This is a genomic window from Halogranum amylolyticum (assembly GCF_900110465.1).
In the GTDB taxonomy this organism is placed as follows: domain Archaea; phylum Halobacteriota; class Halobacteria; order Halobacteriales; family Haloferacaceae; genus Halogranum; species Halogranum amylolyticum.
In genome coordinates this window covers 1-13,351 of record NZ_FODV01000032.1, presented here as the reverse complement: position 1 = coordinate 13,351, position 13,351 = coordinate 1, and the positions used below count along the sequence as shown (strand labels likewise).

General features: G+C 66.8%; 11 protein-coding genes. 5 read left to right on the top strand and 6 right to left on the bottom strand.

The features are described from left to right. Positions 1–26 precede the first annotated feature (26 nt). The gene (locus tag BSG17_RS24040) at positions 27–830 is read right to left on the bottom strand and encodes an alpha/beta fold hydrolase (protein WP_089827913.1); all 804 of its coding nucleotides are present in this window, start codon (positions 828–830) and stop codon (positions 27–29) included. Positions 831–1,001: 171 nt separating this feature from the next. Between BSG17_RS24040 and BSG17_RS24035 the strand changes: the two genes are divergently transcribed. Continuing rightward, positions 1,002–2,000, top strand: coding sequence for an AAA family ATPase (locus BSG17_RS24035; protein WP_089827912.1), 999 nt, complete (start codon positions 1,002–1,004; stop codon positions 1,998–2,000). A gap of 54 nt (positions 2,001–2,054) precedes the next feature. On the opposite strand, the gene BSG17_RS24030 is transcribed toward BSG17_RS24035, so the two are convergent. The 5 genes from BSG17_RS24030 to BSG17_RS27685 all read right to left on the bottom strand — a co-directional run bounded on the left by BSG17_RS24030 (position 2,055) and on the right by BSG17_RS27685 (position 6,642). Next, the gene (locus BSG17_RS24030) at positions 2,055–2,501 is read right to left on the bottom strand and encodes a hypothetical protein (RefSeq protein WP_089827911.1); all 447 of its coding nucleotides are present in this window, start codon (positions 2,499–2,501) and stop codon (positions 2,055–2,057) included. Positions 2,502–3,102: 601 nt separating this feature from the next. Beyond that, positions 3,103–3,867 carry a DUF7519 family protein gene (locus BSG17_RS24025; protein ID WP_089827910.1) on the bottom strand — a complete coding sequence of 255 codons (765 nt, stop codon included), beginning with the start codon at positions 3,865–3,867 and terminating at the stop codon, positions 3,103–3,105. Further along, positions 3,864–5,186: a DUF58 domain-containing protein gene (locus tag BSG17_RS24020; protein ID WP_089827909.1), complete on the bottom strand. Its 1,323-nt coding sequence runs from the start codon at positions 5,184–5,186 to the stop codon at positions 3,864–3,866. The genes BSG17_RS24025 and BSG17_RS24020 overlap by 4 nt, the downstream gene beginning before the upstream one ends. Next, positions 5,183–5,902, bottom strand: coding sequence for a DUF7269 family protein (locus BSG17_RS24015; protein WP_089827908.1), 720 nt, complete (start codon positions 5,900–5,902; stop codon positions 5,183–5,185). Before BSG17_RS24015 ends, BSG17_RS24020 begins: the two co-directional genes overlap by 4 nt. Beyond that, positions 5,899–6,642: a DUF4129 domain-containing protein gene (locus tag BSG17_RS27685; RefSeq protein WP_211609325.1), complete on the bottom strand. Its 744-nt coding sequence runs from the start codon at positions 6,640–6,642 to the stop codon at positions 5,899–5,901. Before BSG17_RS27685 ends, BSG17_RS24015 begins: the two co-directional genes overlap by 4 nt. 340 nt (positions 6,643–6,982) lie before the next feature. Here BSG17_RS27685 and glmM point away from each other — a divergent pair, with 340 nt between their 5' ends. The 4 genes from glmM to BSG17_RS23990 form a co-directional block, all read left to right on the top strand. After that, positions 6,983–8,326 (top strand): phosphoglucosamine mutase, encoded by a 1,344-nt coding sequence (gene glmM, locus BSG17_RS24005; protein ID WP_089827930.1) that lies wholly within the window; start codon positions 6,983–6,985, stop codon positions 8,324–8,326. Positions 8,327–8,433: 107 nt separating this feature from the next. Beyond that, positions 8,434–9,471 carry a DUF7972 family membrane protein gene (locus BSG17_RS24000; protein WP_089827907.1) on the top strand — a complete coding sequence of 346 codons (1,038 nt, stop codon included), beginning with the start codon at positions 8,434–8,436 and terminating at the stop codon, positions 9,469–9,471. Between the two features lie 272 nt (positions 9,472–9,743). After that, a complete protein-coding gene (gene glmU / locus BSG17_RS23995) occupies positions 9,744–10,931 on the top strand; it encodes a bifunctional sugar-1-phosphate nucleotidylyltransferase/acetyltransferase (protein WP_089827906.1) in 1,188 nt (395 codons plus the stop codon). Between the two features lie 71 nt (positions 10,932–11,002). After that, positions 11,003–13,351, top strand: a 2,349-nt coding sequence (locus tag BSG17_RS23990) for a lipopolysaccharide biosynthesis protein (protein ID WP_089827905.1), incomplete at its 3' end; no start/stop codon positions are given.

Sequence of the window (13,351 nt, the reverse complement as noted above, 5' to 3'; positions counted from 1 at the left end):
CGGACGCACGAGTGCCGCCGTCGAAGCTACGCCATCGAACAGACCGTGTTCACGAACTCGACGAGGAGCGACTGCAGACGGTCACCCGCGCTTGTCTCGAAGACGCCCTGTGCGTGCTCCGCGGCGTCGAGGATAACGAGATCCTTCGGTCCGGAGGCGTCGCCGTGGAGCTGTTTCGTCGTCTCGACGAACCGCTGACTGTCGCCCTCGCCGACGACGAACAGCTTGCGTCCGCTCAGCCCCGCACCGAGGTCGCCCGCGCGCCCCGGAGCCAGGACGAACGACCCGGCCACGTCGACGTCGGTGTTCGCGTCCGTCTTGACGACGGCGTTGGCACCGGCGCTCGCGCCGACGAGGACGACCGTCTCGACGTCCACCTCGCTTCGGAGATAGTCGACCGCGCCGACCGTCGCTTCGACGTTGCTCTCGCGGTCGTCGTGGTTCAGTGCGACCGCGAGTGCGATGTGACCGTTCTCCTCGACGGCGGTCGCCTGCGGCCGCCAGTCTTCGCGACCGTAGCCGACGCCGTGGAGGAAGATCACCGCACAGTCGCCGTCGCCCCGCTGCGTCGCGGTCACCTCGTCACCGACGCTGGAGGGGAACGTCACCGTCTCCGCCGTCGCATCGCCGCTCGCGGTCGTCCCGCTGTCGCTCTCGGTCGCTGTTTCGAGTCCCGACGTCGCCGTGTCACTCTCGTCGCCCGTCGGTCCGTCGGCGTTCGGAGTCGGTTCACTGTCTCCCGTTCCCGTACAACCTGCCAGGCCACCGACGGTCCCGAGACTGGCGACCGCCCGAAGCGCCCGTCTCCGCGTCGTATACTTCTCCCTCATCCGTCTCGTCGTCTGCTCGCCGTCGCTATGACTCCCGAGGGACTCGTGTACCCGCCTCGCACAGGCGGACCACCCCTCTGTCCTCCTTTCTCGGAGCGACGGCACCACGGGTCCGAACCCCGGTTACGAGACTGATAATTAAGCCCTCCGGCAGCATGTTGGTAGACAGATATGGACGTAGGTGTCGTCTCCGACCGAAGTACTGCGATTCTCGACGAGGTCTCCCGCGCCGTCATCGCCGACGAGAGAGTGCTCGAAACCGTCCTCACCGGGTTTCTCGCCCGTGGGCACGTACTCCTCGAAGACGTCCCCGGCACGGGGAAGACACTCACCGCCAACTCGCTCTCGACGGCGTTGGGTCTCTCCTTCTCGCGCATCCAGTTCACCCCCGATCTCCTCCCGGCCGACGTGACCGGTACGCACATCTTCAACGAGAAGAGCCGCGAGTTCGAGTTCCAACCCGGACCCATCTTCGCGAACGTCGTGCTGGCCGACGAGATCAACCGTGCCTCCCCGAAGACGCAGTCGGCACTGCTCGAGGCGATGGCGGAGGGACAGGTCACCGTCGACGGCGAGACGCGAGAACTGCCGGACCCGTTCTTCGTCCTCGCGACGCAGAACCCCGTCGAGCAGGAGGGGACGTTCCCGTTGCCGGAGGCACAGAAAGACCGTTTCATCATCAAGACCAGTCTCGGCTACCCCGACGAGGAGGGGGAACTGGAGATCCTCAACCGCCGCGCCGAACGGACGACGCGGACGCCGAAGGCGACGCCCGTCACCGACGAACGGGAGGCCCGCGCGCTCCAGTCGGCGCCCGAGGAGGTTCACGTCGAGCGCAGCGTCCGCCGCTACATCACGCAGATCTGTCGGGCGACCCGGACGGACAGTCGGGTGAACACGGGCGTCTCGCCGCGCGCGACCCAGCGGCTGTTCGAGGCGTCACGGGCGATTGCGGCGACGAACGACCGCTCCTACACCACCCCGGAAGACGTCAAACGGATGGCTCGCCCCGTCCTCGCACACCGACTCCAGTTGACAGCCGACGCGCGGGTGGGGAACGTCGAGAAGCGGAGCGTCGTCGCCGACATCCTCGACGAGGTCGAGGTGCCGTCGGTCAACACGGCGAACGGAGCCCGAGAGACTACCTCCCACCGCAACGCCGGGGACTGAGAGACGGAGACGAAGTCGAGACCGAGAAAGGGTGTCGGTCGGTAGCCGATCCGCTCAGGACGACAGCGCCGCGTCCAACTGCTCGGCGTAGGTGCCGAGCATCGCCCGCAACGCCTCTCTCGGTGGCTTCTCGTCGCCGTCGACGACGCCCTCGGGCCACCAGTCGTCCTCGTGGCTCGCCTCCCGATCGACGATCTCCTCGACGGCGATGACGTCGTTCCGCTGGTCGACGTACCGGGTCACCAGCGTCGCGAATGTAACGGCGTCGGCGAGGTCGGCGTAGTTGACGAGCGGGACGCGAGCGGTGGGGTCGTCCAAGTCGGTGACTGCGTAGACCTGGTAGGCGTTGGCGGTGTCCTTCGGGACGTCGGGGCGGACGTGGACGTCGTCGCCGTGGTAGTGGACGTCCGCGGTGGTGATGGCGACGCCGAGCGAGAGCTCGTCGTCGTCGCGCTCGAAACCGCTGCCCGTCTTGGTCCACTTGCCGGAGATGCTTGGCATGATGCTGTGTTGGACGGGTTCGCATAAGAATCGGCGGATGTCGATGGAGGAGAGAGAGTACGTCTGCTCTCACGTTCGAACTACGGTCACGATCTGCTCTGAGTGCCTGCCAAGAGACTCCGAGAGGAAGTTCGGAAAACGGACACGTACGTCGTTTCCACCGCTGAATCTACACATCCTCTAAATCCGCGTCACGATAGCTATCGTTCTCAAATCGCACCCCCACCCCTCGTAACGAGTGACAGCAGTAGACGGCCCCGAGATTTCAGACGACGCACCGGTACTAACTTAAAGCGCATGAGTGAAACCACTCTTCTATCAGTAAATTAGAGGACGTTGGTCACACACTCCGCTTAATAATTGCTTCTACACAAAAGCATATATTGGAGTGCACTGCCTACTTGTGTGCGTCTCTTCAGGCAATTGCTTTCTGCCGGAATTCACTCTCATGAGCGTCTGTACGTCCCATCTGTCACTCGTTGCGAGGGGTACGACAACCACCTGAGATCCTCTTCGGCGACTTGAATCTCTGTCGCTGTCACTCGTTGCGAGGGGTGTATCTCGACCGAAACTGGACACGACCACCTCACTCGACACAACCTCAGTTGTACAACCCCACGAGCAACAACACCGCCGCGCCGAAGAGTGCAAAGAGTCCCACGAGCGGGACGTTCGTCACGTTCAGGTCGTGGAAGCCGACGGCGGCGGCGACGGCGACGCCGCCGTACAGCGCGGTCGCCGCCGAGTGGCTCACCTCGACCGGCCACGTGCGGGCGTCGACGCCGAGCTGTTCGCCGAGGTTGATCGCCTGCTCGCCGGCGTCCCAGGCGACGATCGTCGCGGTGAACGCACCCAGGAGCGACAGCATCCCCGTCCCGTGGACGAGCCCCGAGAGGCCGATGGTGAGGACGACGAACGCGGCCCCTAGCGAGACGAAGGTGCGCGAAAAGCGCCGCCACACTGGGAGGACGCCACAGGCGACGAGGAGCGGACCCAGCAGCCCGGGGGCGACCTCGACGCGTTCGCTCACCGTCTCGCCTTGGGTCACCACGACGCCGACCGAGGCCAGCGAGATGCCCACCCCGGCGAGGGCGAGCAGCCCCCCCGTGAGGCGGTGACCGCGGTGCCACGCTGTGCCACCGAGTGCGAGGACGACGATACCGGCGACGTCGACGCCGAGCGCGAGTCGCTGGGCGTCCGTCGTCCCCACGAGACCGACGGCGACGACGGCAGCGACGACTGCGACGACGCTGCCGACCGTCGTCGGCCGGCGCGCGATGCTCTTCGCGGCGTTCGTCTCGGGAGGGGTCACGCCCGAATCGGCGCGGGTGACCGCCGCCTCCGATGGCGTGTTCGGGTTGCTCATGCGATCTGCTCCTGTGTCCGCAGTAGTTCGGTTCCGAGCCGTTCGGTCTCGGGGTCCCAGTCGACGACCGGGATGCCCGACTCTCGAAGCGACCGGATGCGGTTGTCACGTTCGGTCGCCGCCAGTCGCCCACCCAGCGTCGCGTCGGACGTGACGTCCGGACTCACTACCGTGACGCGCGTGCCGTTCGCCTCCAGTCCGAGCGCCATTCCGACGACGTCGGGGTCGGTCAGCGGCGAGAGCAACACCACCTGTGCGTTGCTCCCGAGTCGGCGCTGGAGTTCGGCGTGTTGGCTCTGGAGGTTCCACTCGCCGTCGTCCGTGTCGGCCTCGTCGTCGGTTCCGTCTCCGTCGCCTTCCCTCTCCGATTTGTTCTCCCCCGGCGGCACCGTCGAGAACGTCGGACTCGTCGCGAGCAACGTCTTCGCGGCGTCGTCGTGTTCCGGGCCGATGCCGGGTGCGAGCCACGCGAACTCCCGGCCGACGCCGGCGACGCCGACGAAGTTGCGGGTGTTCGACAGCGCAGACAGCATCTGTTCTGCTCCCGCGAGGCTGTGGGCGACCGCGTTCTGCTCGTCCGGTCGGCGCGCCCGGTAGGCGGCGACGGTGGCGTCGACCAGCAAGACGACCGACGCGGTCCGCTCCTCGCGGAACTCGATGGTAGTCAACTCGCCGGTCTTGGCGTGGCGCTTCCAGTCGATCCGACTCATCGGGTCGCCGTGGCGGTACTCGCGGGTCTGGTGGAACTCGATGCCGCTGCCGCCCTCGTCGGTGATGAGACGACCGCTGTGGCGTTCGGTCTGCTGTCGCAGCGGCATCTCGGGCACCTCGCTCGTACAGGCCAGTTCGGTCTCTGCGTCGACCGTCGTCTCGACCTCGCGCGTCCCGGCGACGTCGCGAGCGACGACGGTCACCGGCTCGAACCGGTGACGACCGCGCTCGGCCTCGACGGTGTACTCGAACTCCGTCGTGCTCCCCGGACGGAGGACGGCGGCGTGTCGAGGCGACCCGTCTGTCACTCTCAGCATCGGCGGGACGCCGTCGACGAGACGAAGATCGGCGAGCGTTCCGCTCCCGGTGTTCTGGACGCGGACCGTCACGGTGACCGCCTCGCCGTCGTCGGGGCTGTCGTCGCTGGACCGACGGTCGACGTCGAGACTCACCTCGGGGGTCGTCGTCAGGTGGGGGTACGCCGCGAACGCCGCGCCGACGACGCCCAGGAGGAGGACGAGCGGCCGGGCGGCGACGACGCCGACACCGCCCACGAACAGGGCGACGGCGACGATTCCGCGCCACCGCCGAGTGCGACGGACCGTCATCGGTCACCCTCCGTCCGGCGACTGCGCTCGATGTCTCCGCTGAGTTCGGTCCCGCCGCTGAGCTCGATCTCGCCACGCTCCACCGCTCGCCCGCCGTCGGTCGCGTGTCGAGTGTCGTCGCCAGTCTCCGGCCCGTCGCCGGCGACGATCTCTTCGGCCGCCCGGCGAGCGCCGTGTTGGAACCACGACCGACCGCGCAACGCGGCCGAGACGCGCGAGGAGAGCGGTGGACTCGGTCCCTCGGCACCGCCGACGAAGGCGGCGGCGTCGCGGTCGTCGGTCCACGACCCGGTCTCGACCGACTCGCGTGCCGTCTTTCTTCCGCAGTTCTCCCGTCGCATCACGGTCTGTGTCGCCGTCTCTCGGAGTCGCCCGCGAACCTGCTCGTGGGCGTCGCCGAACAGTCGCTCGCGCAGTCCGACGCCGTCGGTGAGGACGGCGTCGAACCCCGCTCCCGGTACGGGCGCGGTCCGGATGTCCTCGGGGTCCGGCGGCGTCGCTTGGTTCTGGCCGCCGACGGCCCGCAAGGCGAACACGACGAACACGACGGCGAGCGCCGCCGCACCGAAGACGACGAACAGTTTGTAGTCGCTGCCGGCGGCATCGACCGCCTCGCCGACGGGGATCGACCCGCCGAGTTCCGGCGTCACGAGGACGCCGAGCGCGAGTGCGAAGACGAGGACGCCGAGCGCGACGACCGGAGTTCGCGCCCTCATCGGCTCCCTCCGAGACCGAGTTCGCGTCGACTCCGAGCGACCTGTTCGCGGTGATCGTCGGTGAGCGTCATCTCGCCGTACCGGACGTCCTCGAACGCCCGGCGGAGTTGGTAGACTGCGTCGGGGTCGTAACCGGCGGCTACCGCCTCGTCGGCACACTCGGCGGGCGTCTTGGCGTGTGGTCGGTTGACGCCGGCCGCCTGTACCAACTCGTGCCACGCCGCCTCGACGTCGTCCTGCGGCCGCCACTCGACTCGCTCGCCGTCGTCGCCGCCGTCGTCTCTCTCGGACGAGGAGACGAGCGCGAGGAACGGCGCGACGAGGCGGCGGCGGTAGCGATAGGCGAGGCCGACGACCGTCAGCACCACCAGCGCTCCGATCAGATAGGGCAACAGCGCCTCGAGCAACGCGAGGATGATATCGAGCAGACTCCGTTCGTCGGTCTGCGACGAACTGTCGGAGCTGGCCGAACTCGAACTACTCGAACTGGACGACGCCGACGCGCTCGCACTCGACGAGCTCGAGCTGGACGACTGTGACTGCTCGTTCGCCTCGTTTCGCTCGACCTCCTGTTTCACCTCTGCTGCGTCCTCTCTCCCGATGGGGAGGGTGTCGTAGTCGAGTTCGATGGCGTCGTCGGGGTTCGACGTCAACGACGACTCGAGCGTCGTCGACGCCACCCCCATGGAGGCGACGCAGGCCAGGGCGACGACGACGGCTACGACTCGCTCTCTGTTCATGCCGAAAGTGTGACTCCTTGTACGCTCTCTACCGGGTACCTCAATAGTTATTCGGCGTCTAAGCGTTTCTCGGGACGATTTTTTACGTGTTCGAGTCCACGTGGTCTGCGTGCTCGGTTCGACGTGGTTCGGCCTCGGTCGGCAACTACTCGCCGACCTGTGCTGCGTCCATCGAGCTCGCGTCGGCGTCGTCTCGTGCCGTCTCAGTCTCCTCGCCGACAGTCGCTCGGGAATTCGTGACACTCACGACGGTTCGGTGCGCGTCGCTCGCGCTGTCAACCAATCGAGTTTACGGCGGGTATAATCAAGGTCTACCCGGGTGTGTGTCGAAGTAATGAGCCTGTTCGGTACGAGCGGAATCAGAGGACCAGTCGGCGACGAAGTGACGGCGGAACTCGCCCTGTCGGTGGGGCGGGCGGTCGCCTCGGAAGGCGCGACGACCGTCGTCGTCGGCCGCGACCCCCGTGAGAGCGGCGAACTGCTGGCCGACGCGGCGAAGGCGGGCGCTCGCGAGTGTGGAGCCGACGTCGTCGACCTCGGGATGGTCTCGACGCCGACGCTCGCCCGGAGCGTCACCCGCCACGACGCCGACGCCGGTATCGTGGTCACCGCCTCCCACAACCCGGCGCCGGACAACGGCCTGAAGCTCTGGAACCCCTCCGGGCAGGCGTTCGACACCGACCAGCGCGAACGGATCGAGTCGCGCATCCTCGACGAGGAGTTCGACCTGCAGGCGTGGGACGGACTCGGTTCGGCGTCGACCGAGGACGACGCCACCGCCCACCACGTCGACGCGCTGGTCGCGTCGATCCGCGAGGAGTTCGACGGCGAGGCGACGCCGTTGGAGGGGCTGTCGGTCGCCGTCGACGTCGGTAACGGTGCGGGCGGCGAGACGGCCGACGCGCTGACCGAACTCGGCGCACACGTCCACACGCTCAACGCCCAGCCGGACGGCCGGTTCCCGGCGCGACCGAGCGAACCGACCGCCGAGAACTGCCGGGCGCTGTCGGCGTTCGTCGCCGAGTCCGACGCCGATCTCGGCATCGCCCACGACGGCGACGCCGACCGGATGCGCGCGGCCACCGAGTCTGGTCAGTTCGTCTCCGGCGACACGCTGCTCGCCCTGTTCGCGCGGGCGGTCGTCTCGGAGGGCGACCGCGTCGCCGCCCCGCTCAACGTCAGTCTCGCCGTCGACGACGAACTCGAGGCCAGAGGTGCGTCCCTCACGCGCACGCGCGTAGGTGACGTATTCGTCGCCGAGCGCGCCACCGACCCGAACGTCGTCTTCGGCGGCGAGTCCAGCGGTGCGTGGATCTGGCCCGACGAGACGCTCTGTCCCGACGGTCCGCTGGCCGCGTGCAAACTCGCAGCCATCGTCGCTCGCGGCGGCTCGCTCGACGCGCAGGTCGACGAGATCGCCACCTACCCGCTCCTGCGGGAGAACCGCGAGGTCGAGGGGAAGTACGACGTGATCGCCCGCATCGAGGAGGCCGTGACGGCCGCGTACGACGACGAGCAGGTCGAGACGATCGACGGCGTCCACGTCCAGACCGACGAGGGGTGGTTCCTCATCCGGGCCAGCGGGACGCAGCCGCTCGTCCGCGTGAAGGCGCAGGCCCGCTCCGAGGCCGATGCCGAGGAGTTGCTCGCGAGCGCACTCGAGTTCCTCGACGACGCGGCGTAGTCGTCGCTCGGGGACGAACGCAAACCACTAACACCGACGGGTAGTAGTCGCCGCTGTGACACCGACGACGCTCGACACGTTCGACGGCCCCACCTACTCGACGAGCGATGACTGACGCAGATCCCGGTAACACGATGCGTGAGCGGGTCGGGAACCGACGAAGCCGACTCCAGCTTTACGTCCAGCTGAACGTCAACCGGCTGCTGTTCACGCTCGCCGTGAGTCTCGTGTTCTTCGTCTCGATCCTCGCCCTCAGCGTGTTCGACGAGACGCCGCTCCGCGTGGTCATGCGAGCGTCGGACCCCGTCGAGACGCTGTTTCAGGGGTATTTGACGGCGATCATCACCGGCGTCACGCTCGTCGTCACCATCTCGCAGTTGGTGCTCTCACAGGAGCTCGGTCCGCTGGGTGACCAACGCGACCGGATGGAAGGGGCCGTCGAGTTCCGCCATCGCGTCGAGGAGTTCTTCGACGCGACGCCGCCGCCGGAGCCGGCGTCGTTTCTGCAGGCGCTCATCGACATGAGCGCGGAGAACGCACAGGAGCTCGGCGAGACGATCTCCGACGACCACGACGAGGAGTTCCTGGAGAAGCTCGAGGGGTTCCTCGACGAACTCGTCCAGAACGCCGAGGCCGTCAGCGACGAACTCGACGACGCTCAGTTCGGGCGATATCAGGTCATCAAGTCGGCGCTCGACTACAACTACTCGTGGAAGATCTACCAGGCGCGTCGACTCCGGCGTGACTACGCCGAGGAACTCTCCGAGGCGGAGGAGGCGGCGTTCGACGACCTCACGCAGGTACTGGAGTTCTTCGGGCCTGCCCGCGAACACTTCAAGACGCTCTACTTCGAGTGGGAGCTCGTCGACCTCTCGCGGAAGATGCTCTACGTCTCCGTGCCGGCGCTGACGATCGCGGTCGCGATGCTGATCGTCGTCGATCCGTCGACGCTTCCCGGGTTTACGTTCGGCATCGACAACATGTACTGGATCGTCATCGGCGCGGCGACGGTTTCGTCGATTCCGTTCTTCCTGCTCGGAGCGTACATGATCAGACTCGCGACCATCGCCCGCCGGACGCTCGCCATCGGGCCGTTCATCCTTCGAGAGTCGGGGCGGACCGACGCCATCGACTGGGAGTCCTGACCGGTGTCGTCGCGGACGACCTCCCCGCTCACTTCGCCTCGTTTCGTCCGCTCCCCTCCGCTGGCTCCGTCTGCTCGCTCACTGACCCGTTCTCGCCGTGCGGTCCCACTCGACGTTCTCCTGCGAACCAGCAGCGTCGAAACAGTGGTTTAGCGACCGCCAATCACCCGCGAATCGCCGGCCCAGTACACTTTGTGACCCGATCTCGTGACTCGCTCTCTTAACCGGCCCATAATAATGGGCGCTTGGTGAGTAGCCGCAGTCAGCAAGACATGCAGGCAGTCATCTTAGCCGCTGGTCAGGGGACCCGAATCCGCCCGCTGTCGGAGACGACGCCGAAGCCGATGCTTCCGGTAGCGGATCGCCCCATCGTCGCCCACGTCGCAGACACCGCCGTCGAGGCGGGCGCGGACGAGCTCGTCTTCGTCGTCGGCTATCTCGGCGACCACGTCCGCGAGTACTTCGGCGAGGAGTACCGCGGTCTCCCCGTCGCCTACGTCGAACAGGACGAGCAGGTCGGGACTGCTGACGCCGTCAACGAGGCACGCGAGTACCTCGACGGCGAGTTCGCCGTGATGAACGGCGACAACATCTTCGACGCCGAGAGCGTCTCGAAGCTCTTCGACGCCGCACCCAGCGTCGCCGCCTACACCGTCGACGACCCGACGAGCTACGGCGTGCTCTCGACGGACGACGGCGGCTCGGTCGTCACCGACATCGTCGAGAAACCGGACGACCCGCCGACGACGATGGCCAACGCCGGGGCGTACGTCTTCCCCGCGGAGGCACGCGAGTATCTCGACGTCCCCGCGAGCGAGCGTGGCGAACACGAGATCACCGACGTCCTCGAGCGCGTTATCGACGAGTTCACCGTGACGCCCGTGGAAGTCGACCGCTGGCTCGACGTCGGCCGCCCGTGGGAGCTGCTCGAAGCCAACGAGATCCTCCTCTCGGATCTCGAGCGTGACCTCCGCGGCGACGTCGCCCAGGGTGCCGACCTCCGTGGTGACGTCGTCGTCGAGGAGGGGGCGACCGTCGAACCGGGCGTCGTCGTGGAAGGACCGGCGCTCATCCGTGAGGGAGCGAAGGTCGGTCCGAACGCCTACATTCGCGGTGCGACGCTCGTGGGCAAGGACGTACGAGTCGGTCACAGCGTCGAGGTGAAGAACAGCGTCCTGATGGAGGACGCTCACGTCTCACACCTCTCGTACGTCGGCGACAGCGTGCTCGGCCCGGCGGTCAACTTCGGCGCCGGGACGAACGTCGCCAACCTGCGTCACGACGACGAGGACGTCCACCTGATGGTCAAAGGCGAGTACACCTCAACCGGGCGGCGGAAGTTCGGCGTCGTCGCCGGTCCGCGCGCCAAGACTGCGATCAACACCAGTCTCAACCCCGGAACGAAGCTCTCGCTCGACGCGACGACGAAGCCGGGCGAGTCGGTGATGGAAGACCGGTAACACCGCCCCTCTCTCCCACCGCACAGCACCACTCCCAACCGAACACCTGACCCACCACTAAACTACAGCCCGTGTCACGGAGTCTCGTTACCGCGTTCGCCTCGATCGCCGGCTCGCGAATACTGGTAATCATCGCCTCGGCCGTCATCTCGCCGGCGCTGGTCTACTTCCTCACCACCGGCGAGTTCGGTCAGTACGGCTCCGTGATGGCCGTCTTCAACCTGCTGATGATCCTCGTCAGCTCGGGTATCAACAGCGGGGTCCGGAAGTACATCTCCGAGGAACGCGACGACGACCACTGGAAAGACCACGTCTTCGCGTACTACTTCCGGCTCGCTGCCGGGCTGGCCGCGCTCGCGGCTGTCAGTCTCGCGCTCGGCGCCTACACCGGTGTACTGTCGAATCTCCTGAACTCCGACAGCAACATCTCGACGTACTTCTACCTCCTCGCGTTTCTCGTCGTCGCCTCGCAGTTCCGCGAGTACGTCCGTCGGGCGCTGATGGGGCTGAAGTTCGAGCACATCGGCGAACCGCTCCGCGTCATCGAGAAGATCTCGTTCGGTGTCGTCGCCGTCACGCTCGCCGCACTTGACTTCGGCGTCGTCGGCGTGCTGTTCGGACTCATCACGGCGAGTATGCTCGTGTTCAGCGTCGGTCTCTTCTTCATCGCGAAGGAGATCCGACTCTCGTACGTGCTGAAGCCGCTTCCGGACGACTTCCCCCGGAAGGAGATGTTCCACTTCAACCATCTCACCATCGTCTACGTCTTCCTGCTCACGTCGATGTACCACATCGACGTCATCTTCGTCCAGTCGTTCATCGGGTCGACGGAGGCGGGGCTGTACAAGATGGCGCTGGTGTTGGTGGAGTTCCTCTGGGTCATCCCGCGGTCGATCCAGTCGGTGATGATCCAGTCGACGTCGAACCTCTGGGTCGAAGGGAAGATAGAGCAGATCCAGGAGATCGCCGCCAAGTCGACGCGGTACGCCCTGCTCATCACGATGCTGCTCGCACTGGGGATGGGCGCACTCGCGGGTGACTTCGTCCCGCTGTACTACCCCAGCGTCGAGACTCCCGAGACGGTCGTCACCGCCATCCTGCTGCTGCTGCCGGGGACGCTCGGATTCGCGATGGCGCGGCCGCTGCTCTCCATCAACCACGCGAAGGGCGACATGCGATCGCTCATCGCCGCGACGGGCGCGGCAGCCGGCATCAACCTCGTGCTGAACGTGCTTCTCATCCCCGGCCTGGGCCCGGTCCCCGAACTCGGGACGCGAGGAGCGGCCATCGCGACGAGTATCGGGTACGGGTCGCTCCCCATCTTCCAGGTGTGGGTGGGTCGGCGCTTCGGCTACGACCCCTTCGCGGACGTTCGGTTCCCCCGGCTCCTCACGACAGGTCTCGTCGCCGGCATTCCGATCGTCGGACTCGCGCTCCTCATCGACAACTCGTTCGTCTCGCTGCTCGTCGTCCCGCCGGTGGGGTTCGTCGTCTACATGGCGACGGCGATCGCCACCGGATCGCTTCCCACCGGCGAGCTGTTGAGTCTCTTCGGATCGCTCCCCGAACCGTTCGCCTCGAAGGCGCAGGCGATCGAGCGGCGGCTCGACGGGAACGGGAGCGGGTCGCTGGGCGGCGTCAACTCGCAGTCGATCTTCAGCGTCGCGCTCCCGATCGTCGGCATCGTCTTCTTCGCCATCGGTATCGGCTTCGTCGCAGGCGTCCCCGGAATCCCCGGTCTGGGGAGCGACGACGACAGTCCGGCGACGCCGGGAGGGAACACCACCTCGCCGACACCGACCCAGAACGGGTCGCTGACCGATAGTCCGACGGCGACGCCCACAGACGACGGAGCGACGAACACCGACGACGGCGCGAACGACGCGACTCCTTCGTCGACGTCGACCTCGACCGAGACGGAGACCGAGACCGACGACGGCGGCGGCGGTCTGTTCGGCGACGGCGGTCTGTTCGGGAGTGACGACGACAGCGACGGCGAGAACGACGGCGACGACGGAAACGCAGACGGTACTGACGACGGCGGTAGCAACACCGACGACGACAGCACCAACGGTGGTGACGGCGGCAGTACCGACGACGGATCGTCGACGGACTCGCCGACGGACTCGCCGACAGACTCGCCGACGGACTCGCCGACAGACTCGCCGACAGACTCGCCGACGGACTCGCCGACAGACTCGCCGACAGACTCGCCGACGGACTCGCCGACAGAGAGTCCAACTCAGTCACCGACGCCGACGAACTCTCCGACAGACTCACCGACAGAGAGTCCAACTCAGTCACCGACGCCGACGAACTCTTCGACGCCGACCGCTACCCCGACTGAGACGGCGACGCGAACCGAGACATCGACGTCGACTCAGACGTCAACCGAAACGTCGACGTCGACCACGACCTCC